Here is a 24227-nt window from a genome sequence, read left to right on the forward strand (position 1 = left end):
GGTGAAAATTAATGGGCTCTTATAAACACAATCAGGATAACCGTTTGGATAATGTTGAAAAAATTCAGGATGCGATTCAAAATACAGAAGAAAACATATCCGCTGCAAATGAAACGTTATCATTCACATCAGGTGTGGAGAAACAGGCAATTGAGGCCAAAAATGACCGAAGAAGAAAGAGCATTGAAGGAATGAAGGAAGAAATGCAAGATGAGCAAGAAGCACGGGAAAGCGGTTATAGAAACGATAATATGTAAATAACCGGGTAAAGGGGAGAAAGAGGAGCAAAATCTTTCTCCTCTTTACTTTTAGTTTTTCATGGCAGGGAAGCAGTCAATCAAGACAGCTTAAATGAAATTTGCACATTTGTTATGGTAGAATGTTTATTGCAATAGAAATGAAAGTGGGGAAACATAATGTTCATAGCTGAAAACGAAATTGAAGTGCGGTATGCAGAGACAGATCAAATGGGTGTTGTCTACCATGCGAATTATTTTATATGGATGGAATTAGGCAGGACAAAATTGATAAATGATTTAGGATTTTATTATGCTGATATGGAAGCGGATGGCATCCTCTCACCTGTTATGGATATTCAGGCTTCGTATAAAACCCCTGTTAGATATGGTGATAAGGTAAAAGTTAAAACCTGGATTGAAAAGTATGACGGCTTACGGGTCATTTATGGGTATGAAATCGTTAATGGGAAAAATGAAGTGGCGGCTACAGGTCATTCTTCCCACGTTTGCGTTAAAAAGGAGAGCTTCCGCCCGATATCCATTAAACGCATGTATCCTGAATGGCATGAGGCCTATGAGAAAAATAAAAAGCAGGATGAATTGGTTTAATTATATTTATTGAGGTGATCAAGAAATGGCTTTTGGGATTAAACGGGGAGACGTAGTGGCCTGGAAGCAGAAAATCGATCAAGGCCAAATAGCTTTTTTAACTCATTATTGGCTAGATGACCGATTTCCTGGTTGCAAGACGGTTACTAAAGTGGGATGCAAAGATTTACAGCGTTTATCGGAGTGGGGTAAGAAATACGGGCTTAAAAAAGAGTGGATTCACCACAGGAAGGATGGCTATTCTCATTTCGATCTTTTAGGGGACAAGCAAGCGGAAATTTTAAGGGCGGAACATATAAAAGAGCGCCTGCTCGATTGAACAAGAAAAAACAGCAGTTAACACCGCTGCTTTATTGTCAGGCACTCTTTTCATAGTGGAATTCTGGTTCAGTCAGTTTTTCATTAAAAGTAATAAGTAAATCGTGATCATCAAAGTACCATAAATCCTTTTCTTCTACATAAAAATTAATCTCATTCATAGTTGTTACTGCTGCTGCTGTTTCAGGTTCTTCTTGCATGATACCTAATGAAAAGCCGCTTTGGACGGTACTATGCCCGCCATATCTTACATAAAAGCGCAAATGTGAGCCTTCTTGAAGCCCCAGCTCATCAATATACCACTTGGCTGCTTGATCGGAAATGGTCAGTTTCATACTAATTCTCCTTCCTAGAGGTTCGTTATTTAAGTATAAAGTAATTATGAGGTAGATGCGAATAATGTGCGTTTAAGAAAGGAAACAACCATGGATATTATATATAATATTTGTTTCATAACTCGAAAAAGATCCAACGAAGTTGAAGTGTTGATGCTATTTCGCCAAAAGAATCCGAATAGGCATAAATGGAATGGTATAGGCGGGAAAATAGAACAAGGTGAAACCATCGATGAATCGATGGAACGGGAAATTCTTGAAGAAACTGGATTGAAGGTAAGGGGGATGGCCTTTCGAGGGATCGTGACATGGAATCAAACGGGCGGAATGTATGTTTACAGAGCTGAAGATGCAGGGGGCGGACTATCTGCCTGTGATGAAGGGGAACTTGCCTGGAAGCCATATAAATGGGTTTTGGAGTCAAATGAAGTTGTGTCCAACATAAAGTATTATCTAAAAGATATATTACAGGATGAACCACCACTAGAATTTGCCTGTACCTATAAAAATGAACACTTAATATCAGTCAAAAAGAAGCCGTTTCCTGATTTTGCAAAAGAATTGCTCTTCACCAATTGAAAACCGCCCAAGTGCGTTTTTTTTTGCATATATTGATTCCTATAATATTCAGGGAATTGGTATATTTAATGGGGTAAGCAAGATTCGGAAAATTATAAAGCTAAAAGCGAAATACCATCTAATTAATTTCCATATACAGGGAGATGCTGATTTGCGGAAAACGGAGCTGTTTAAAAGATGGTGCTGCTTTCATTTTTGGCTCAAAAGGATATGTATGGGTATAAGATGATCGTTATTTACATTATAAAAGAAGGCATGCTGTATCCAGCTTTAAAAAGGCTGGAAGAGAAAGAGTATTTAAATAGTTACCGGCAGGATTCCTTAGAAGGACTAAAAAGGAAATATTTATGCGACGAAATTGGGTATTGCTCAGTTTCAAGATTAATGGGCAGAATGGAACAGCTTTCAAGATATACTCCGTAAGGTCTTTTTGTACACATATGAGTGCGCACAAAAATAGCTGCAGATTCCTGCAGCTATTTTGTATTTTCTTTTGCTTCTGCCTCGGCAAGCTTTCTCAGCAAGACGGGTGTAGGCATATGCATGATTTGTTCTAAAGGCAAGTTTAGTGACTTGGATAACTTTAATGCGGTTTCCGGTGATATTTGCAATGGCTTCATGGCACTTTCTCCTAACGATATTTAATAACTAGTTACAGTGTAGCCTCTGTTCTACTATTATTCAATCCTTACTTGACCATTTCTCCATTAAACGAAATTCATACTATTCCTTTCATGGGAAGTTAATGTGGAAATATCCTGGGTCCTTTTACCTTGACAAAAGAATTGCGATGAGGCCAGAATAAATTATATATAGTCTTAATGAATCATTTATTTTAAAGATAATCGATTTATTTTTAATTAAATGGATATTGGGACTCATATCGGTTTGGTGGAATATCTTGGATACACTTTATCGTGAATTACAAAATAAGGGGGAGAGGGAAATGGGGATTTTCATAAAAGCGAAGCCGGAAAAAGCATTCTGGTTTCAAAAAGTAAAAGAAACGGATGGCATATTGGATGTTACCAGTGAACAGGTGAAACTGCAGGTGAATATCATTGATTTAACTGAATTCGATTTAAAGCTGATCCATGCTTTTAGAGAGGCAATTGAACCTCAGGTCGAGGGAGTTGTTGATGCCTTTTATCAAACGATTCTACAGGTTCCTGAATTAAAAGGAATTATCACGGTGCACAGCACAGTGGGAAAATTGAGGAAAACGTTAATTACTCATATGTTATCTTTATTCAATGGTGTGATTGACGATGATTTTGTTGAATTGCGGACGAAGGTGGCGAAGACTCATTATCGAATTGGCTTACAGCCCCGGTGGTATTCATCCGGTTTTCAAAATGTACAGAATTACTTGCAAAGAATTGTCTTTGAACAATCCCAGAATGAAGAAGAGCAGCGTGCATTAATATCAGCGATAGGAAAAATACTCAATCTCGAACAGCAATTAGTTCTTGAGGCATATGAAGTGGAAAATTTAAAAGCTAGGGAAAATCAATATAAGGAAATAAAAGAGGAAGTGAGAAGTAAAATCTCGTTAGTTAGTCAAGAAGTCCTGTATTTAAGTGAAGAAACGGATGCTTCCGTTAAGCAATTGATAGAAAACGGGCAATATGTCAAAATGCAGATCGCAACGCGTGCTGAACAATCACTTCGTTCAAAAACAATGGCTGAAGAGGGGCAGAATCGTATGCAGATCTTAACGGAAAAGATACAAAACCTTGTTATCTTCATGAAAAATGTTGATGAAAAGATCGTTTTATTAAACCAATCTTTCTTAAGCATTACCGAGTTTGTTAAGCTTGTACAGGGAATAGCCGACCAGACAAATTTACTATCATTGAACTCAGCAATCGAGGCAGCACGGGCAGGTGAACATGGTAATGGATTTGCAGTTGTTTCAAATGAGGTCAGGAAACTTGCTGAACAGACTAAAAAATCGATAGCTGAAATAGATGCAATCGTGCAAACATCAAATGAATATATGAAAGATGTTGTTGATTCTGTCCTAAGGGTCAAGGAAGTGGTTCAAGCAGGAGAAAAAGAATCGGAATTAACAGAAAATTCTTTTAATGAAATAATCGGTGTTATCAAAGGGAATATAACCGATTCTGCAGAAATGGAAATGAAAATTCAGGGATTAGTGTCAATCATCCAGGAAATCGGAAACGATACTGAAAAGGTTTCGAGGCATGCCGGTATCCTGAATAACACGGCTAATGAATTGTAGAATGGAAAATAGGCCCATGCATACGGGCCTATTTTCACTTGGATATGCGCATGTTCTTATAACCACTTTACCTTCGGTTCAGTTTTATCAATAATCCGCTTGATGTTTGCGCGATGCCGGTAAAAAATGAAGATCGTTATTATACTAATTACAATAATGAGCGCCAAATCATCAATATGAAAAACTAAACTGTAGATGAGAGCAAGTAGACAAGCAATCATGGATGAAAGCGAGACATATTTGGATATGTATAAGGATATAAAGAAAATGATGACGGCAAAGACAAAAAACCATGGTTCATAAGCAAGAATGACACCAGCAGAAGTTGCAACCGCTTTTCCGCCCCGAAAGTTTGCAAAAATGGGAAACATATGACCGATTACCGCTATAACTCCTGCTAGCAATAAATGCATGTCCACGCCTAGCATATACGGCAGAAAAGTTGCTAGGGTACCCTTAAGTATATCCATGATAGTAACGGTTAGCCCTGCCTTGACACCAAGTGTCCTGAAGGTATTTGTCCCGCCCAGATTTTTACTGCCATGCTCCCGGATGTCGATTTTGTAAAATGTTTTACCAATTATTAAACCGGAAGGAATCGAACCGATCAGGTAGGCAGCCAGTAAAGTGATAAATGTAAGCATTCTATTACCCTTTCTTTTAAGAAAAATCTTCTTTTTTTATCACGTTTAAGTGTCGATTGTTCCTTTTTCAAAAATAAACGTGTAGAAATAGCTAAAAACAGCCTTAAAATACCTGTTAAGCTTCTCTTATTGTAACATTTTCGTGACAAAATGGTATGGCTGTCCAAAAAAAATCCACTAAAAAAATGAATTTTCCTTGATGAACTTACATCTTTTGATATACGTTAAGTTCATGAAGGGTGAAAGGTTTAGCCTTCCTTATTTTCGTCAATATAAAATGATGGATGCCTCCTTGTATAAATTGTTACAATACGTGGTAGTCTGTATGAACATAAGAAAGTTAAGTGAGTCATGCCTTTTCGAAACTTTTTCTTTCTTGTATAATGGTTTTTCTTAATAATGGCAATAAACAGCTTTTGTCTGTAAAATACCTTAGTTAGGAATACTCTTTAGTCAAATATTACATTTTATTATAAAGGGGATTGAAAAGAATGATAGAAAATCCAAGCAGGGAAGAAATGGGAAAGATGTTGAAAAAATCAAAGCGCATTGCTGTCGTTGGTTTATCTAATAACCCTGAGCGTACTTCTTATATGGTATCGAAGGCCATGCAGGAAAGCGGATATGAAATCATTCCGGTAAACCCTGCTATATCTGAAGTGCTAGGTGTCAAGGCAGTTAAAGCCCTGAAAGATATTGAAGGGCACGTCGATATCGTCAATGTTTTCCGCCGTTCAGAGTTCCTTCCGGAGATAGCCAAGGAATTTGCAGAAATCGATGCAGATATCTTTTGGGCGCAGCTAGGGGTAGAAAATGAAGAAGCCTATAATTTTTTGAAAGAAAAAGGATATACTGTCATCATGAATCGATGCATAAAAGTCGAACACGCCCTTACCAAGTAAAATGAAGAGCGGAACTTCCGCTCTTTTTTTTAGGCATCGCTGTATCTCAACCGGAGAAAAAAACTAAAAGGCAGCCATAGCGGGCATTGAGCGGTCGGGAAATTTGGGCCATTAAAGCTTAATTTGATTAAAATAATAAAAGTATATTTGCCAAATGAAAATTTACCGCTACAATTAGAATGGTAGCTATGATACGTTTTGTTCCACACAAATGTGCAAACGCTAATAAAAAGGACGAAAAAATAGAACACTTGTTCTTTGTTCGAGAAAGTATTATACTTTTTATAAGATATTAACGTATTAATGAATTTGTTAAGCTAGTGAGTCATTTCATTGCAGTATGATTTGGCCCGGAAATTGTGTTTAGTAAGGAAAGGGGAATTTCTGTGGCAAAGAAAGTAAAAACAATCGAGTACAATGATGATGCAATTCAGGTACTGGAAGGACTCGAAGCGGTCAGAAAACGTCCCGGTATGTATATCGGCAGTACTGATGCACGCGGACTTCATCATTTAGTGTACGAGATTGTAGATAACTCCGTAGATGAGGCTTTAGCTGGATATGGAGACCAAATTAGTGTGAAAATACATAAAGATAACAGTGTAAGTGTGTCTGATAAAGGGCGCGGAATGCCTATTGGCATGCATAAATTAGGTAAACCGACGCCTGAAGTCATTTTGACGATTCTTCATGCTGGAGGTAAATTTGGACAAGGCGGATATAAAACGAGTGGAGGCCTTCATGGAGTAGGTGCTTCGGTCGTTAACGCGTTGTCTGAATGGCTTGTCGTGACGATCAAAAGGGACGGGTTCATTTACGAACAACGTTTTTTCAATGGCGGAAAGCCAGAAACCACACTGGAGAAAATCGGTAAAACCAATCAAGCTGGGACCAAAATCCACTTCAAGCCCGATCCGAAAATATTTTCGGTGACGACTTTTAATTATGATATCCTATGTGAACGTCTTCGCGAATCGGCTTTTCTTTTAAAAGGCATGAAGATAGAATTGACGGATGAGCGTAACGACCATAATGAAATTTTTCACTATGAAAATGGAATTGAAGCGTTTGTTGATTATTTAAATGAAGAAAAAGAGACCCTTCATAGTGTAGTCAGCTTGGAAGGGGAACAAAATGGGATAGAGGTCGAACTCGCCTTTCAATTCAACGATGGTTATTCAGAAAATATTTTAAGTTTTGTAAATAATGTTCGTACAAAAGACGGAGGAACCCATGAGATTGGTGCAAAAACGGCCATGACAAGGGCATTTAATGATTATGCCAGAAAAATGGGTCTATTAAAGGAAAAAGATAAAAACCTCGAAGGTACCGATATACGTGAAGGCTTGTCTTCAATCATTTCAGTACGTATCCCTGAAGAACTTCTTCAATTCGAAGGACAAACCAAGAGCAAGCTTGGAACCAGTGAAGCCCGTTCTGCAGTCGATTCCATCGTATCAGAGCACTTAGCCTACTTTTTTGAAGAAGATCCGACCACGAGTACCCTATTGGTTAAAAAAGCGATTAAAGCGTTCCAAGCAAGGGAAGCGGCACGCAAAGCTCGTGAGGACGCAAGAAGCGGGAAGAAAAGGAAAAAATCTGATGCCATCCTTTCTGGGAAATTAACACCAGCTCAATCGAAAAATCCCGAACGGAATGAATTGTATCTTGTGGAAGGGGACTCTGCTGGGGGATCCGCTAAACAAGGGCGGGATCGCCGTTTCCAAGCAGTACTGCCATTACGGGGTAAAGTTATCAATACGGAAAAGGCCAAACTAGCCGATATTTTTAAAAACGAGGAAATAAATACGATCATCCATGCTATCGGCGGAGGTGTCGGGGCGGAGTTCAACACGCCGGACACTAACTATGATAAAGTGATCATCATGACTGATGCCGATACGGATGGTGCCCATATCCAAGTGCTGCTGCTGACTTTCTTTTATCGCTATATGAAGCCGTTAATAGAGTCAGGGAAGGTTTACATTGCCTTGCCCCCTTTATATAAAGTGAGCAAAGGGACCGGGAAGAAAGAAGTCATTGAATACGCTTGGAGTGACGAAGAACTTCAGGGAGCGATAGACAAGGTGGGGAAAGGCTATATGATTCAGCGCTATAAAGGGCTGGGTGAGATGAATGCCGACCAATTATGGGATACCACCATGAACCCGGAAACAAGGACATTGATACGTGTGAAGATCGATGATGGTGCCCGTGCAGAAAGACGTGTGACAACATTGATGGGAGATAAGGTTGAACCGCGTCGTAAGTGGATTGAAGCCAATGTCGCTTTTGGTCTCGAAGAGGAATCGAATATTTTAGATAATGAAAATATGTCGATTGAAGAGGAGGTCATTAACGATGGTATTTGAAGAAACGTTTCGAGATTTGCCGCTTGAAGAGGTAATTGGTGACCGCTTCGGGCGTTATAGTAAATATATTATCCAAGATCGGGCACTTCCGGATGCTAGGGACGGTTTAAAACCGGTGCAGCGCAGGATATTGTATGCGATGCATGTCGAAGGAAATACCCAGGAAAAAGGATTCAGGAAATCCGCAAAAACGGTCGGTAATGTAATTGGTAACTATCACCCTCACGGAGATTCGTCCGTTTATGAGGCAATGGTTCGGATGAGCCAAGACTGGAAGCTGCGGAAGGTCATGGTCCAAATGCACGGAAACAATGGCAGTATCGATGGTGATCCTCCTGCTGCGATGCGGTATACGGAAGCAAGGCTTTCATCGATTGCCTCCGAGATGCTGCGGGATATAGAAAAAAGGACGGTCGATTTCGTACCGAACTTCGATGATACTTCAGAAGAGCCTATTGTTTTGCCTGCAATGTTCCCTAACCTGCTTGTAAACGGCTCTACAGGAATTTCAGCCGGCTATGCCACTGAAATCCCGCCACATCAACTAGGTGAAGTCATTGATGCTGCCATTATGCGAATCGATAAGCCAGAAGCGACAGTCGCTGATTTAATGACGGTCATTAAAGGGCCGGATTTTCCTACTGGCGGTATCATTCAAGGAATTGAAGGCATTCGTAAGGCCTATGAAACAGGTAAAGGGAAAATAATCATTCGCGGGTTGGCGGAAGTGGAAACGATTCGGGGCGGCAAGCAGCAAATCGTCATCACTGAAATCCCATATGAAGTCAATAAAGCAAACCTTGTCAAGAAAATGGATGAGTTCCGTCTTGACCGGAAAGTGGAAGGCATTGCCGAAGTAAGGGATGAAACCGATCGTACAGGACTGCGCATTGTCATTGAACTGAAAAAAGAAGCAGATGCAAATGGAGTTCTGCATTATTTATACAAAAATTCCGATCTCCAAATCGCATACAATTTCAATATGGTTGCGATTTATAAAAAACGGCCAACATTGATGAGCCTGCCTAAAATGCTCGATGCATATATCGAGCACCGTAAAGAGGTAATCGTGAACCGTTCACGTTATGAGTTGCAAAAGGCACATGACAGGGCACATATCGTCGATGGTTTAGTGAAGGCTTTATCCATATTAGATGAAGTCATCGCTGTCATCCGGGCATCTAAAGACAAACGGAATGCTAAAGATAACCTCATTGCTAAATTCGCTTTTACAGAAGCGCAAGCTGAAGCCATTGTCTCCTTGCAGTTATATAGGCTGACAAATACCGATATTACAGCACTTGAAGCAGAGGCAGCGGAATTGAAGAACAAAATTGAGGAATTGACAAAGATTCTTGGCAGTGAAAAAGTTCTTCTTCAAGTAATTAAAAAAGAACTTAGATTCATTAAAAAGGGCTTTGATGACGGACGGCGTTCCAAAATCGAAAAAGAAATTGAAGAAATCAAAATCAATCTTGAAGTCTTGATTGCTAGTGAAGACGTGATGGTTACCGTGACGAAAGAAGGCTATGTCAAACGGACATCGTTACGATCATATGCAGCATCAGGAGGTCTTGATTTTGGCATGAAGGATTCCGACCGCCTGCTCCAGAGGCTGGAGATGAATACAACTGATGTCCTCTTGCTGTTCACATCCAAAGGGAACTACCTATACTGTCCAGTTCATCAGCTTCCTGATATTCGCTGGAAGGAAACCGGTCAGCATATCGCGAACATCATTCCGATCGACAGGGAAGAACAAATCATAAAAGCGATTCCTATCAAAGATTTTACCATGCCGGAATTCTTAGTGTTCATCACGAAAAATGGTATGGTGAAAAAGACAGAATTAGCTTCCTATAAAGCCCAGCGTCATTCAAAACCGCTGGTTGGTGTCAATTTAAAAGGTGACGATGAACTGGTCGATGTCCACCATACCGATGGACAGGCTGACCTTTTCCTAGTCACTCATAACGGATACGGTCTATGGTTTGATGAAGAAGAAGTAAGTGTTGTCGGTGTCCGGGCAGCAGGAGTCAAAGGGATTAATTTGAAAGAAGATGACTATGTCATTGGCGGAAAGGTTTTGGCCAAGGATAGTAAAGAATCGATCTTTATCGTTACACAGCGCGGGGCCATAAAGAAAATGAAATTAACCGAGTTTGAAAAAACGAGCCGGGCAAAACGCGGTGTCGTGGTCTTGAGGGAATTGAAATCGAATCCTCATAGGGTCATTGGTTTCGATATCATTAACAAAACCGACAGTCTATTCATTCTTTCTGAAAAGGGAACAATTGAAACGATTCATGCCGCATCATTAAAAAATCATGATCGGTATACGAATGGGTCATTTGTTTTTGATGAAACGGTTAGTGGGAAAGCGAAAGAATTATGGAAAATATCATTGGAAGATGACTCAGCCATAGAGCGATGAATCATTTTTTGAACGGGATGCTGATCTTATCAGCATCCCGTTTATTTTCTTATAAATGTTTAGTTATATCCTTCCAGAATATAATCCCCGCCTGCCCCGCACTACAAGTTGAGTCCTTTTACGAAAGTAATCAATCAATTCAAAAATGACTTATTGAGTCAAATTTAAATCCTAGTATTATGAGCCTAATATTATTAAGAGGACAGCAAATAATTCAATTTTGAATTTTACCATTAATTGAATCTATGTAACATAACGATTTATTTTTGGCACACTCCTTGCATATTGTTTAGTATGACTTCTTTATTTTTTTGAATGAAGAAAGGGGAGGACCAATGGATAGACCTTGGAAAAAGCATATCCCGCAAGGAAATCCAATTGAAATTGATATTCCTGAAATGTCTTTGACAGAACTATTTTATCAATCAGTCGAACAATATTCGAATAAAACAGCGGTTACGTTCATGGAGCAAAGGTATACATATTCAGAGTTGGGGAAGTTAGTAAAAAGATGTGCACGCGTGCTTGCTGATGAAGGTATTGGAAAGGGAGATCGTGTGGCTCTTATGCTTCCCAATTGTCCCCAATATCCAATTGGTTTTTTTGGAACCCTTTTGAATGGAGCCATTGTTGTCCAAATCAATCCAATGTATAAGGCGAACGAATTAATACATGTCCTGAAAGATTCAGGTGCAAGACACATCATTGTGCTCGACGATTTATTGCCAATAGTTGAAGCCGTTATAGCTGAAACCGATGTTGAAAAGGTGTTGAGCGTGTCGCTGGAAATGGGCAAATGTGAAATGACAAAAAAGCTACTATCTGTAACAGAGGCGGATTTCACTGTGGAGATTGAACCTGCCGAAGATGTCGCCGTTCTCCAATATACAGGAGGAACGACAGGGCGTTCTAAAGGGGCGATGCTAACCCATCGTAATATTGTTGCCAATACGCTGCAAAGTGCAGCCACTTCAAGAATCAATACTCAAAAGGGGAAGGAAAGGGTACTTGGCGTATCCCCATTATTTCATGTTTACGGCATGACTTCAGGAATGAACCTGACGTTTTATAATGGCGGGGAATTAATTCTTGTATCCCGGTTTCAGGTGAAGGAGATCGTCGATATTATTAATAATCTTAAACCGACTATTTTTCCAGGGGTACCGACGATGTATATTGCTTTATTACAATATTACCAGTCACATCCATTTGATTTGGATACATTGAAATCTTGCGTTTCGGGTTCGTCACCATTGCCATTGAATGTACTGTCAAGATTCAACGAATTGAGTGGAACAAAGATTGCAGAGGGCTATGGCCTGTCCGAGGCGTCACCAGTCACGCATCGGAATCCAGTTAGCGGCCTGCAAAAACCCGGAAGTATCGGGATTCCTATACAAAATACCGATGCCGCCATCATTGACAGTATTACAGGGGAGCCAGCCCTCTTGGTTGATACACCAGGTGAATTGGTCATAAAGGGTCCACAGGTGATGAAAGGCTATTGGGGCATGCCTGAAGAGACGCGGCAGACGATTCAAAACGGATGGCTGCATACCGGTGATATTGCCAAAATGGATGAAGATGGCTTCTTTTACATTGTGGGACGGAAGAAAGAGATGATCATCGCAGGCGGTTTCAATATTTATCCAATTGAAATTGAAGATATACTATACAGCCATCCTAAGGTTCTGGAAGCTGCCGTCTTTGGCGTTCCCGATCAATATCGCGGTGAAACGGTACATGCTGCGGTAGTTCTAAAACCGAATGAAAGAATAGCTGAAAACGAATTGAAGGATTATTGCCGAAAGCAGCTCGCTGCCTTTAAAGTCCCAAAAGCAATCATATTTGAAAGTGAACTTCCGAAGACGGCGGTAGGTAAAATCTTAAAACGCAAACTTCAAGAAAAACATATCGCTTATCTGGATAAAATATGAAAGCGTTAACACTAATTCACAAATAAAGGGGAATGCAAATGGACTTTCGCTTAGATGAAGACATCTTGCTATTAAAAGAAAATATACGCCAGTTTATCGAAGAGCAAATCGATCCATTTTCCATGCAGATAGAGGATGAAGATCATATCCCGGAATCCATAATAAATTTATCGAAGGAAATCGGGCTATTCGGACTTAGTATCCCGGAAAGGTATGGCGGACTCGGAATCGGGATGGTAGGAAAATGTGCTTTATATGAGGAAATCGGCAAAACCCATAATGGATATACCACTCTGATAGGGGCCCACACCGGTATAGGGACGGTAGGGATAGTTGAAATGGGAAATGAAATGCAAAAGGAAAAGTATCTACCAGATATGGCAAGCGGTAATAGAATTGGCGCTTTTGCTTTAACTGAGCCTGCAGCGGGGTCCCATGCAACGAATCTCAAAATGACGGCTGTCAAAAATGGCGATAAATATATTCTAAATGGGACCAAGCATTATATAACGAATGCAGATGTAGCAGATATTTTTACAGTTATGGCCGTAACGGACAAAGATAAAGGGGCGAAAGGAATCACCTCATTCATAGTAGAAAAGGATTTTCCGGGTTTTAGAGTTGGTAGCCTGGAAAGGAAGATGGGTCTTCGAGGCTCACATTCGGCCGAATTGGTTTTTGAAGATTGCGAGGTTCCTGCCGAAAATGTACTGGGGGACGTTGGCCAAGGGTATGTAAATGCATTGAAGATCCTTGCAAATGGCCGCGCAGGCCTTGCTGCCCGTAATTTGGGGTCCTGTCAATATCTGCTTGACCTATCTACTAAATATGCCACAGAACGTGAACAATTCAATGTCCCGATCATTGATCATCAAGCCGTATCCCATATGATTGCCGAGATGGCAATGGAAATAGAAGCACTTCGCTCATTCACATACCGGGTTGCATGGATGGTCGATCAGAAAGAAAAAATCATTAAAGAAGCGGCAATGCTTAAATTGTATGGTTCGGAAGTATATAATCGTGTCGCTGATAAGGCCGTTCAGATTCATGGCGGGATGGGATACATGAAGGACTATCCGGTTGAACGTTTCTATCGGGATGCCCGAATCACTAGAATATATGAAGGCACGTCCGAAATCCAAAAAAATATCATTACCGGACAATTGAAGAGAAAATATCAAAACTAGTCTAATTGGAAAGCGGAGGGGTTAAGATGGATTTACGACTATCGGATGAACAAAAAATGGTACAAAAAACAATACGCAAGTTCGTGGAAAATGAATTGATTCCCTTGGAAAATGAAGTGCTTCGCAATGAAATGGCAGGAAAACCTAGTTTACCAGAGGGGACATTGAAAGATTTACAGGAAAAAGCAAAAAAAGCTGGGTTTTGGGGCATCAATACCCCGGAGGAATATGGCGGGGCAGACCTAGGGCAGCTTATGATGGCAATTGTCTTGATGGAAGTATCAAAAACGTTTGTACCATTCAGCTTTGGAGGTTCGGCTGATAACATACTTTATTATGCAAATGAAGAACAGAAACAGAAATATCTGATCCCTACAATTAACGGTGAGAAAAAGTCCTGTTTTGCCATGACGGAGCCGGGGGCTGGGTCCGATACGCGAAATATTAAAATGACGGCAATAAAAGAAGGGAACGAATGGGTGCTTAACGGTGAAAAAACTTTCATTACCGGAGGAAATGATGCCGATTTCGTCATGGTCATTGCTGTAACCGACAAAGAACGTCATCAAGCAACCGGAACGGAGGGGGTAACCTGTTTCATTGTAGACCGTGATATGGGCTGGAGATCAGAGTATATCAATACGATGGGAGAATGGGGACCGGCCGGTTTAGTTTTTGATAATGTCAGGGTACCCGAAGAAAACATCTTAGGGGACGTGCATGGAGGTTATAAACTAGGCTTGGAATGGATTGGGTTTGCAAGATGGATCGTGGGCGCACGCGCTGTCGGTTCTGCAGAAAGATTGCTGCAAATGGCTATAGAATACGCTAAAGAACGAGTTACATTCGGTAAACCGATCGCGGAGCGCCAGGCCATTCAATGGCAGATAGCTGATTCGGCCGTAGAGATTGAAGCTGCAAGATGGCTTGTATTGAATGCGGCTTTTACACTTGATAATGGGGAAGACAATCGCCATTTAGCTTCAATGGCTAAACTTTATGGAGCAAATATGGGGAATCGGGTCGTTGATCGCGTATTGCAGATACACGGAGGCATGGGCTATACGAAGGAGCTTCCCATCGAGCGTTGGTACCGCGAGGCCAGGCTTTGGAGGATTTATGATGGTACGGATGAAATACAGCGTATGATCATTTCCCGAAATTTGATTAAGGGGCATGTTAAATTAGGACAATTCTTATAATAGATTAGGAGGAAACGATTATGACAGGGAGATTTTCAGGGAAAACGGCTTTAGTTACAGGTGGAAGCAGAGGGATTGGCCTGGCGATCGTCGAACTATTTGCCAGTGAAGGCGCAAACGTGGCGATTATCGATATCAACGAAGAGGTTTTGACATCAACAGGAAATGTATTAAGGGATAAGGGTTATACCATTTTTACCAAAGTGGCCAATGTGGTCAATTCCGAAGAGGTGGAAGCATCCATAAAAGAAATAGCCGATACATTCGGATCGCTTGATATTCTCGTGAATAATGCTGGGGTCATCCGGGATAATCTACTTTTCAAAATGACCGATTCAGATTGGCAGACGGTAATGGATGTGCATTTAAAAGGTACTTTCAATGCAGTACGTGCCGCTCAGAAGCATATGGTTGCAAATAAATACGGAAGAATCATCAATATATCATCCACTTCGGCCCTAGGGAACCGCGGTCAGGCTAATTATTCAGCTGCTAAAGCCGGGCTTCAAGGGTTAACAAAAACACTGGCGATTGAACTTGGCAAATACGGGATAACGGCTAATTCGGTCGCACCAGGTTTTATCGAAACTGAAATGACGAAAGAAACAGCTAGGCGGGTGGGAGTGAGTTTTGAGCAATTCATCCAGGATAGGGCAAACAGTATTCCGGTTGCAAGAAGCGGTTTGCCAAGTGATATTGCTCATGCTGTTGCATTCTTTGCCGATGAAGCATCCTCATTCATTAGTGGGCAGGTTTTATATGTTGCGGGCGGTCCAAAAAATTAAGGGGAAAGGCGGGATGTTATGTTCAATGAAAGTATTGGAAAACGATCTACCCCCGTTAAAAATATAGTTGAACGGGGAGCCGTTAAAAAATTCGCATTATCGATTGGTGATCCCCACCCGATTTTCATTGATGAAGAAATAGGCAGGCAATCAAGGTACGGAACGAATATAGCTCCACCAACTTTCCCAAGGGTCTTTGAGTTTGGGACGATTGAAAGTTTAAATCTCCCGAATAAAGGATTGATTCATGGTGAGCAGATATATCGCTATCACAGGCCGCTGAAGGTAGGGGAAGAAATCACCTGTTATACGGAAGTGAAAGACTACTATGAGAAAAAAGGGAAACAAGGGGAAATGGGATTTCTAGCCTTTAAAAATTATGGGACGGATGCAAATGGGGAAATTGTCTTCACTGCTGAACAGCTTGTCATTTTAAATGAAACGATCAGAAGGATGGTGATGAGTAAGTGACGACATTAACCGAACTTCATATTGGTGACTCGTTACATTCAATCGAGCTTCCACCTGTAACGCGATTGGACCTCATAAAATATGCCGGCGCATCAGGTGATTTCAATCCCATTCATACCATTGATGAGGAAGCAAAAAATGCTGGTCTTCCCGGTATTATCGCACATGGAATGTGGACGATGGGAAACCTCGCAAAGCTTTTCAGTAATCTTTATGAAATTGGATTTATCGAAGAATACAAGATTCGCTTCAAAGGAATGGTTTTCTTGAATGATGTCATAACTCTTCATGCGGATCTAAAAGAAAAAAATGGGAATAGGTATTTTTTCAATGTAGCGGCCACTAACCAGTCAGGTAAGGAAGCGATCAGTGGAGAGGTTATTTTTAAGACTTACTGAGGGAAAGTAGTGATGAAAATTATTTCATCACTACTTTTTTTAGGAGCGAAATTCGACAATTTTAAAGGAGTTTCGAAATTTATCCAGAATTGTACTTAAAAAGAATTCTTTTTGCGGCGGTGAATAGTAATGAATCAAGTGAAACAGGATTCTCAGATTAATTTGCTCAAAGAGTGGACCTTTCCTGCACTAGTCGTGGATTCTGCAAATCGGATAAAGGATTGGGGCACCTATTTTAATCAATCGTTAAGTCAGAATGGTAATAATACACTAACCGAACAATTCGATGAGTGGCAATTTCTCGATAATAAAAGGCTTGCAGCTGCGAGGCTGCATGATAAACGGTATTTATTTTTATTAATGAAACAAATGGATACTGACAATAGTCTATATATAGGCAGTGAAACAGAATTTTTGGACGATTTATTGATTGATGCTCATAAAACGGATAAATTGAATCGCGCACTGGATGCCATTATCGAAAATTCCTATGATGGGATATACATCACCGATCAAGATGGAATCACGCTTTATACCAATTCGGCAATTGAACGGATCACTGGTATACCAAAAGAGTATTATATCGGCAAATCGGTGGACCAATTAATTAAACGCGGCATCTTGAATGCTTCGGTGACGCATAAGGTAGTGAAGCTGAGACGAACGGTATCGGTCGTACAGGATAATTTTGCTGGAAAGGAAACATTGATTACAGGAAGTCCCGTTTTTAATGCCGAAGGGGAAATAGAGCAAGTCGTTACGAATATAAGGGATTTATCTGATTTAAATGAACTGATGCATGAGTTGACGAAAGTTAATGAGCTGAATAATCAATATAAGCAGGAAATTGAGAAACTGCGGAAGATAACAAGCAAGGATGGAGTCGTATTTGTCAGTGATAAAATGAAAATGATCTATGAGATTGCTGAAAGAATATCGGATATCGATGCGACCGTACTCATTCTGGGAGAAACGGGTGTTGGAAAGGATGTCCTTGCCCGCAATATTTATAATCGGAGCATCCGATCTAAAAAAGGTGATTTCATCAAAATAAATTGTGGGGCAATTCCCGCTGATTTATTGGAATCCGAGCTCTTTGGATATGAAGGAGGGGCTTTTACCGGAGCCAATCAAAAAGGCAAACCAGGGATGTTTGAGCTGGCAGAGAGTGGGATCTTATTCTTGGATGAAGTCGGTGAGCTTCCCTTGCAGCTTCAAGTGAAGCTGCTTCGGGCCCTTCAGGAAAGGGAGATTCAAAGAATCGGAGGTACAAAGCCAAAGAAAATCGATGTTCGGATAATAGCAGCCACGAACCGAAATTTATCGGAGATGGTCAAATCGGGTGATTTTCGGGAAGACCTCTTTTACAGGCTGAATGTCATTCCGATTACGATTCCTCCTCTAAGGGAAAGAAGAGAGGATATCTTGGCATTGACTGACTTATTTTTAACAAAGGCAAACGAACAATATAAATTCTCAAAAGAAATAGATTCGCGGTTGAAGGAATATTTTTATCAACATGATTGGCCAGGAAATGTCCGTGAATTGATTAATATAGTGGAGAGGCTCGTCGTGCTGACGGATAATCAAATATTATCGATTAACGACCTTCCGGAAGAATATCAGCCGGAAAATCGGAATCAGCCGAACCTCAATGCTACCCTAACTTTAAAAGAAGCGGTGGAAAGGGCCGAAAAGGAAATCTTGACGAAAGCGGCTCAAACCTACCAAACTACATATGAAATCGCGGAAGCCCTTGATTCCAGTCAGGCAACAATTGTGAGGAAACTTAAAAAATATCGATTAAAGGTCAGTGGAAAAGAATAGGTAAGTATGAACAGCACCTGCATTGTTGGACATTATTCAACAATTCGGGTGCTGTTTTTTTGACTGAAATTCCTAATTATATTTACGCGTTTTTTTGGGCGGGAACGGGCTTTATTACCTTATGGGTTTTTAGAAATTTATTGGTTGTAAAGTTGTTTTTTTTACCTGCTATTGTGTGAAATGATTGTAGTTAAAAGGGGATTTTTGAATCCTCTACATTTTATGTCTTCAATTAATTCTTTTATTGATTCAGAAATGATTTTTACAGTCAATAGTGAATGACGGACATCCCATATGGAATCGATACTTTTGATTTTTACAATTCAATAATGAATTCACTGACTGGTGAATAGCCTTATTGACGGTGATTTAATGTTTGGCACGGCACTTGCATTTATTAACAGGAAATTAATCTACTGAATGATCCTCCTATAGAAGGTGCAAGGTGAAAGGGGTGAATGAACCAGACGATTATCATGGGTAAACCGTTATTAAAGAGAAGATGGAATCATTGGCTATCCCTAAAACAGCATATGCTTGTCAGCATACCACTTAATCCTTAAGTAGAGTCAATGAAACTATGATGATTTCTGATGATATCCAATTGAATTAAGTGGCCACAAGAAATGAAAGCGCTAACAAGTTATTAAGGGGCTTATTCCGCTACACGCTAAGCTATATCTGTTGGTGGAGAATATAGGGTAATAAAACTTGCTGTTCCTCTCCAAGAGGTTGAGCCTGTGGGGAAATAAGTGAAAGTGTTTCTCGTCGCAGATGTGTGCTTTCAAAATATGGACAGGATTGTGGACCAGGGAATGAACAGCATAGTGAAATTCAATAATTTTCAAGGAGGAAGTAAATGGAAATTTTGATCCAGCAGCTTTTTAATGGTTTGACGATTGGCAGCGTATATAGTCTTGTTGCCCTGGGATTGACGCTAGTATATGGAATTTTGCATATCCCGAACTTTGCCCACGGTGCCCTATATATGTTGGGTGGATATATCACATTGTCAATGATGACATTATATGGGGTCAATTACTGGATTGCCATGTTCGTATCCATTATCGTTGTTGGTTTGTTGGGAGTCCTTTTGGAACGTTTCGTGTTCCGCCTGTTAAGGGAGGCACCTCCATTGCACGATAAGATTGCAGCAATCGGAATCCTCCTTTTTCTTGAAGCTTTTGCCCAATTTGTCTGGGGTGCCGACTTCCATACAATGACTTCTCCATACGGGCAAGTGGTCAATATCATGGGCCTGACATTCACACTTCAGCGATTATTGATCATCGTGTCAGCTATCGCAGTGATGGTTTTACTTTACCTTTTCCTTAAGAAAACTTATGCCGGTTCAACGATAATAGCGATGTCCCAAAGCCGTGAAGGGGCGTCATTAGTGGGAATCAACATTAATAAAGTCGCGATGCTTACCTTCATGATATCGGGTGGATTAGCAGCGATCGCTTCATCCCTTGCATCACCGATTAACCTTGTTTTTCCAGGCATGGGGCATTTAGTCATCCTAAAAGCATTCGTCATTATCATCTTGGGAGGGATGGGGAGCATCCCGGGGGCGATCGTAGGCGGATATATCCTAGGTTTCAGTGAGAGCTTGGGCGCAACTTATATTTCAAATGATTATAAAGACATCATTGCATTCATTCTTTTAGTCGTAATATTAACCGTGAAACCAACAGGTCTTTTTGCCAAGGGGGAGAGGTAGCGTGAAGATATTAACGAAAAGAAATGGGATTATCGCACTTATCATCTTTGCTTTTTCATTCCCCTTTATCGCGCAAAACGACTATTATCTCCATATGCTGACACTTTCGTTCATCTGGGCGATAGCTGTTTATGGAATCAATTTATTATCAGGCTATACTGGATATCTCTCGCTTGCACATGCTGGTTTTTTTGCGATTGGAGCATATTCACTAGGCCTGCTGACGGTAAAAGCGGGAATGAACTTTTGGCTGGCACTTGTAGCGGCATGTATAATCACATGTGCAATTGGGTTTTTGATCGGTTTGATCGCGCTGAGGACAAAGGAACACTTTTTCGCGATTTATACTCTATGTGTGGGTTACATCATATATCTGGTCATCGATAAATGGGAGGGACTTACAGAGGGGGTTAGGGGATTAATCGGTATACCTGCTCCTGGGAATATAGGGCCGATCACATTCGATACTGCAGCATCCCAATATTATCTAGTCCTCATTTTCCTGCTTGCAGTGATTTTAATCGTGTATCGAATTATACGCTCGTTGACCGGCAGGACGTATATGGCCATCAGGAACAGCGAGGACCTTGCCCAAACGATTGGTATATCCACAATGAAGAATAAGTTAACCGCATTTGTCCTATCCACATTCTTTGCAGGATTGGCAGGTGCCTTGTATGCTTCATTCATTCGTTTCATTGGACCTGATATCGGATCAACTGCCATAATGTTCGATCTATTGATGTATTTATTGGTTGGTGGAATCGGGACACTTTCAGGCCCGTTGGTAGGAACATTATTGTTAGTAATCCTTTCGCAGAATTTGCAATTCCTTCAAGAATATCGAATGTTGATATTCGGGCCTTTGCTTACGGTGATCATTATCTTTTATCCGCACGGAATCGCAGGGGCCTTTTTTGATTGGCAAAGAATGCGAAAAGATAATAAGCTGTCCGGGGTGAGGAGCGAAATGCACATAAAAGCTGAGGAGGGATGAATTTGCTAATCGAAACGAAGAATTTGACAAAGCGGTTTGGAGGATTGGCGGCCGTCAATAATGTGGATTTTACGATTGAAAAAGGTAGAATTAATGCAATAATCGGACCAAATGGTGCAGGAAAATCAACTTTTTTTAACTTGATCAGCGGCTTTCATCGACCAACTTCTGGGACGGTCCTTTTTAAAGGGATTGATATCACCAAACTTCCTGCCAATGAAATAGCGGGACTCGGAATTTCAAGAACCTTTCAAACGACAAGCCTTTTTGATCAATCGACCGTATTGGATAATGTCATTGTAGGGCATAGATTGCGAACGAAATCCAATCTGGTGGATGCCATTCTAAGAACAAAACGATTAAAACGGGAGGAAGCGGCATGCAGGGATAAGGCGATGGAGGTACTTGATATTGTTGGATTGACGGAATCGGCTGACAGAATGGTCTCCAGCATCTCCCAGGAGGAAAAGAAACGGACAGCCATTGCTCTTGCCCTTGCGACGGAACCGGAAATTATCTTTCTTGATGAACCTGCTGCGGGAATCAACCCGGATGAAACGGAAGGCTTGACAGAACTGATTAAAAAATTGAATCGATCGGGACTGACCGTTTGTTTAATCGAGCACAAAATGCATATGATCATGAACTTGGCAGATGACATCATGGTCCTTAATTACGGAGAAAAAATTGCGGAGGGCACACCTAAGGAAATCCGAGTAAATGAAGCGGTGATAAAAGCGTATTTGGGAGGTAGTGCCAGTGCTTAAGTTAACCGATGTCGCCGTGAATTATGGGAGTTTCACTGCGATAAAACATGTGAATATCGAAGTTGCCAAGGGAGAGATCGTTGTTTTATTAGGAGCTAATGGGGCAGGAAAAAGCACGACTTTTCGTTCCATAAGCGGAATCAGTAAGCTGTCCAAGGGGGAAATTCATTTTCTGGGCATGCCGATAGGGGGCCGTGCCCCGGATAAGAATGTTCGGGAGGGAATCGTCCAGTGTGCCGAAGGACGTAAACTGTTTCCACAGATGACCGTCCAGGAAAATCTGAGGATGGGTGCTTATGTGCATCGAAAGAAGAAAGCGGAGATCAAGGATTCCTTGGAATACGTCTATCACTTATTCCCGATTTTAAAAGAAAAACATCATGATGAAGCGGGAAGCCTGAGCGGAGGCCAACAGCAAATGCTCGCAATTGGAAGAGCTTTGATGTCAAAACCGAAATTGTTGATGCTTGATGAGCCTTCGGTGGGACTCGCTCCACTTATTGTCGAACAAATGTTTTGGGTCATTGAAGAAATAAACCGCGAAGGAATCGCGGTCCTGCTTGCTGAACAAAACGCGAATGTTGCCCTCGGCATTGCAGATAAAGGATATGTTTTCGAAAATGGGGAAATTGTCGTTCAAGGGACAGCAAGTGAGTTATTAGCCAATGATGAAGTAAGGAAAGCGTATATTGGGGCCTGAAAAAATAGAATGGGGGATTTTTATGAAAAAACTGAAAGTATTATTTGTCTTTCTCCTGCTAATCTTCACTGTTTTGGCCGGGTGCAATAAAGGGGATAGCTCTGTGTCAAGCAGTGGCAGTAAAGGCAAAGGTGAAAATGTCGTTAACATCGGTTTTAGTGGTCCTTTAAGCGGGGCAGCAGCCTTATATGGGAAACGGACATTGAATGGTGTCGAAATGGCCGTCAATGAAATTAACGATGCTGGCGGGTTTGAAGTAGATGGTAAGAAATACACGCTGAATTTAGTATCGTTGGATGATAAATACTTACCTAATGAAACAGGGTCGAATGCTAAACGATTAATTCAGGAATATGATACGCCAATCATTTTCACGCCTCATAGCGGAGGTGTGCTGGCACTTCAGGTTTTTAATGAACAAGAGGAATTCATCATTGGGGCATATACGAGTGAGCCGGCAGTGACCGAGAGCGGAAATTCATTAACCGTCCGGATTCCACCGAATTACGAGGGGTATATCGAACCTTTTACAACATATGCAATGGAACATTTCGGCAAGAAGATTGCCGCTTTGCCAACATCTTCGCAATACGGTAAAGACTGGACGGAAGCCGTGCTTCCACATTGGGAAAAGCAAGGCGGAAAAGTCGTTTATAATTCCTCGATTGATTTCGCCAAAGAAACCGATTTCTTTACGATTGTCACGAATGCCTTGAAAAAAGATCCTGATGTGCTATTTATCGGTGGTGCTTCGGAACCTACGGCAAAAGTAGCGAAGCAAGCTCGGGAGCTAGGATTTAAGGGCGGTTTCATCATCATGGATCAAGCAAAGCTGGATCAAATGAAGCCGATTGCAGGGTCATATGAAACATTGGAAGGCTCGATTGGCGTTCTGCCACTGATGGACTCAGATGAAGAAGCAGTGCCTGCTTTCGTTGAGAAATATCAAAAGGATTATAAGGAAGATCCAAGCTCCGAAGTAGGATTGAATTATATCGCCATGTATGCGTTTGTGGAAGCGATGAAATCTGCAGGCAGCGTTGATGATGCGAAGGCCATCCGTAAACATATGCAAGATGGACTTTCAAATATCGGGCCAGATCAAAAAATATACGATATTCCCTCGATTGATGAAAATGGAGGATTTGCATCAACTATTGTCGTCGGTGCAGTAGAAAACGGGAAAGTAGTCCCTGTCCGTTAACTGGGTAAAGGGATGCAGGTGTTCCGTGTAGTATACTAGTTTAGCATTTTGTTAAATACTTGTTCGTGTATCGTTCCTGATCATAGGGACGGTACACGTTTTTTTATTGTTGAATAAATCTACACCCAAAGATAGTAGGCTATTATGGGTAAATTACGGCACTCAGAAAGCGGCCATGGATGAATTCTTTAAGTTCGCCGGCATTGGGGTTTGAGGAATGAAAAATGCTAATTAACAAATTTTTCAAAAATATCTTGTATCAGAGTAATGAAAACGCTATCATTGAATATAATATGAAATATAATTTCATTTTTTTCTATTAAAAAATGAAATTATATTTAAGTAATTG

Annotated in this window: 24 protein-coding genes; 21 read left to right on the forward strand and 3 right to left on the reverse strand. The window is 40.9% G+C overall.

The genetic code is table 11. The annotated features are described in order from the left end of the window. Window positions 1-11 precede the first annotated feature (11 nt). The 3 genes from tlp (at window position 12) to AC3ISB_RS11830 (ending at window position 1167) form a co-directional block, all read left to right on the forward strand. Entirely contained in the window at window positions 12-257 is a 246-nt protein-coding gene (tlp, locus tag AC3ISB_RS11820) for a small acid-soluble spore protein Tlp (RefSeq protein ID WP_141994295.1), read from the forward strand. A gap of 159 nt (window positions 258-416) precedes the next feature. After that, the gene (locus AC3ISB_RS11825; RefSeq protein WP_137018482.1) at window positions 417-848 is read left to right on the forward strand and encodes an acyl-CoA thioesterase; all 432 of its coding nucleotides are present in this window, start codon (window positions 417-419) and stop codon (window positions 846-848) included. 25 nt (window positions 849-873) lie between these two features. Then, the gene (locus AC3ISB_RS11830) at window positions 874-1167 is read left to right on the forward strand and encodes a hypothetical protein (RefSeq protein WP_141994294.1); all 294 of its coding nucleotides are present in this window, start codon (window positions 874-876) and stop codon (window positions 1165-1167) included. 37 nt (window positions 1168-1204) lie between these two features. Here the strand turns inward: AC3ISB_RS11830 and AC3ISB_RS11835 are convergent, their stop codons facing one another. Beyond that, a complete protein-coding gene (locus AC3ISB_RS11835) occupies window positions 1205-1501 on the reverse strand; it encodes a HesB/YadR/YfhF family protein (RefSeq protein WP_098371891.1) in 297 nt (98 codons plus the stop codon). 90 nt (window positions 1502-1591) lie between these two features. Here AC3ISB_RS11835 and AC3ISB_RS11840 point away from each other — a divergent pair, with 90 nt between their 5' ends. Together AC3ISB_RS11840 and AC3ISB_RS11845 are read left to right on the forward strand one after the other, a co-directional pair. Further along, entirely contained in the window at window positions 1592-2080 is a 489-nt protein-coding gene (locus AC3ISB_RS11840; RefSeq protein ID WP_489276488.1) for an NUDIX hydrolase, read from the forward strand. A gap of 177 nt (window positions 2081-2257) precedes the next feature. Then, window positions 2258-2503, forward strand: a complete 246-nt coding sequence (locus AC3ISB_RS11845) for a PadR family transcriptional regulator (protein ID WP_489276490.1) — start codon at window positions 2258-2260, stop codon at window positions 2501-2503. Window positions 2504-2556: 53 nt separating this feature from the next. Here AC3ISB_RS11845 and AC3ISB_RS11850 read toward each other — a convergent pair whose 3' ends face one another. Continuing rightward, window positions 2557-2700, reverse strand: a complete 144-nt coding sequence (locus AC3ISB_RS11850) for a YycC family protein (protein WP_098371894.1) — start codon at window positions 2698-2700, stop codon at window positions 2557-2559. Window positions 2701-3026: 326 nt separating this feature from the next. Between AC3ISB_RS11850 and AC3ISB_RS11855 the strand changes: the two genes are divergently transcribed. Then, the gene (locus tag AC3ISB_RS11855) at window positions 3027-4325 is read left to right on the forward strand and encodes a globin-coupled sensor protein (protein WP_098371895.1); all 1299 of its coding nucleotides are present in this window, start codon (window positions 3027-3029) and stop codon (window positions 4323-4325) included. A 56-nt stretch (window positions 4326-4381) separates the two neighbouring features. Here AC3ISB_RS11855 and plsY read toward each other — a convergent pair whose 3' ends face one another. Beyond that, window positions 4382-4969 (reverse strand): glycerol-3-phosphate 1-O-acyltransferase PlsY, encoded by a 588-nt coding sequence (gene plsY / locus AC3ISB_RS11860; RefSeq protein ID WP_098371896.1) that lies wholly within the window; start codon window positions 4967-4969, stop codon window positions 4382-4384. Window positions 4970-5460: 491 nt separating this feature from the next. On the opposite strand from plsY, the gene AC3ISB_RS11865 reads away from it, so the two are divergent. The 15 genes from AC3ISB_RS11865 to AC3ISB_RS11935 all read left to right on the forward strand — a co-directional run bounded on the left by AC3ISB_RS11865 (window position 5461) and on the right by AC3ISB_RS11935 (window position 23878). Beyond that, entirely contained in the window at window positions 5461-5871 is a 411-nt protein-coding gene (locus AC3ISB_RS11865; RefSeq protein ID WP_098371897.1) for a CoA-binding protein, read from the forward strand. Window positions 5872-6257: 386 nt separating this feature from the next. Continuing rightward, window positions 6258-8243, forward strand: coding sequence for a DNA topoisomerase IV subunit B (gene parE, locus AC3ISB_RS11870; RefSeq protein ID WP_141994290.1), 1986 nt, complete (start codon window positions 6258-6260; stop codon window positions 8241-8243). After that, on the forward strand, window positions 8233-10677 hold the full coding sequence (gene parC / locus AC3ISB_RS11875; RefSeq protein ID WP_141994289.1) for a DNA topoisomerase IV subunit A: 2445 nt from the start codon (window positions 8233-8235) through the stop codon (window positions 10675-10677). The genes parE and parC overlap by 11 nt, the downstream gene beginning before the upstream one ends. A 335-nt stretch (window positions 10678-11012) precedes the next feature. Beyond that, the gene (locus tag AC3ISB_RS11880; protein WP_489276493.1) at window positions 11013-12614 is read left to right on the forward strand and encodes a long-chain-fatty-acid--CoA ligase; all 1602 of its coding nucleotides are present in this window, start codon (window positions 11013-11015) and stop codon (window positions 12612-12614) included. A gap of 38 nt (window positions 12615-12652) precedes the next feature. Further along, complete coding sequence (locus AC3ISB_RS11885; RefSeq protein WP_063233560.1) at window positions 12653-13804, forward strand: acyl-CoA dehydrogenase family protein; 1152 nt, start codon at window positions 12653-12655, stop codon at window positions 13802-13804. Between the two features lie 26 nt (window positions 13805-13830). Further along, complete coding sequence (locus tag AC3ISB_RS11890) at window positions 13831-15006, forward strand: acyl-CoA dehydrogenase family protein (RefSeq protein ID WP_098371901.1); 1176 nt, start codon at window positions 13831-13833, stop codon at window positions 15004-15006. 20 nt (window positions 15007-15026) lie between these two features. Further along, the gene (locus AC3ISB_RS11895; RefSeq protein ID WP_098371902.1) at window positions 15027-15791 is read left to right on the forward strand and encodes an SDR family oxidoreductase; all 765 of its coding nucleotides are present in this window, start codon (window positions 15027-15029) and stop codon (window positions 15789-15791) included. Between the two features lie 18 nt (window positions 15792-15809). Then, the gene (locus AC3ISB_RS11900) at window positions 15810-16262 is read left to right on the forward strand and encodes a MaoC family dehydratase N-terminal domain-containing protein (RefSeq protein ID WP_098371903.1); all 453 of its coding nucleotides are present in this window, start codon (window positions 15810-15812) and stop codon (window positions 16260-16262) included. After that, window positions 16259-16660 carry a MaoC/PaaZ C-terminal domain-containing protein gene (locus tag AC3ISB_RS11905; protein WP_098371904.1) on the forward strand — a complete coding sequence of 134 codons (402 nt, stop codon included), beginning with the start codon at window positions 16259-16261 and terminating at the stop codon, window positions 16658-16660. Before AC3ISB_RS11900 ends, AC3ISB_RS11905 begins: the two co-directional genes overlap by 4 nt. A gap of 129 nt (window positions 16661-16789) precedes the next feature. Next, window positions 16790-18487, forward strand: a complete 1698-nt coding sequence (locus AC3ISB_RS11910) for a sigma-54 interaction domain-containing protein (protein ID WP_260398162.1) — start codon at window positions 16790-16792, stop codon at window positions 18485-18487. A gap of 859 nt (window positions 18488-19346) precedes the next feature. Continuing rightward, window positions 19347-20210 (forward strand): branched-chain amino acid ABC transporter permease, encoded by an 864-nt coding sequence (locus AC3ISB_RS11915; RefSeq protein WP_076371380.1) that lies wholly within the window; start codon window positions 19347-19349, stop codon window positions 20208-20210. 1 nt (window position 20211) lies between these two features. Continuing rightward, on the forward strand, window positions 20212-21207 hold the full coding sequence (locus AC3ISB_RS11920; protein WP_480338958.1) for a branched-chain amino acid ABC transporter permease: 996 nt from the start codon (window positions 20212-20214) through the stop codon (window positions 21205-21207). Continuing rightward, a complete protein-coding gene (locus tag AC3ISB_RS11925; protein WP_397269606.1) occupies window positions 21204-21974 on the forward strand; it encodes an ABC transporter ATP-binding protein in 771 nt (256 codons plus the stop codon). Before AC3ISB_RS11920 ends, AC3ISB_RS11925 begins: the two co-directional genes overlap by 4 nt. Further along, window positions 21967-22674, forward strand: coding sequence for an ABC transporter ATP-binding protein (locus AC3ISB_RS11930; protein WP_489276498.1), 708 nt, complete (start codon window positions 21967-21969; stop codon window positions 22672-22674). The genes AC3ISB_RS11925 and AC3ISB_RS11930 overlap by 8 nt, the downstream gene beginning before the upstream one ends. Window positions 22675-22696: 22 nt before the next feature. Beyond that, a complete protein-coding gene (locus tag AC3ISB_RS11935) occupies window positions 22697-23878 on the forward strand; it encodes an ABC transporter substrate-binding protein (protein WP_141994282.1) in 1182 nt (393 codons plus the stop codon). Window positions 23879-24227: the final 349 nt, after the last annotated feature.

This window comes from Peribacillus sp. GL_122, from assembly GCF_057835005.1.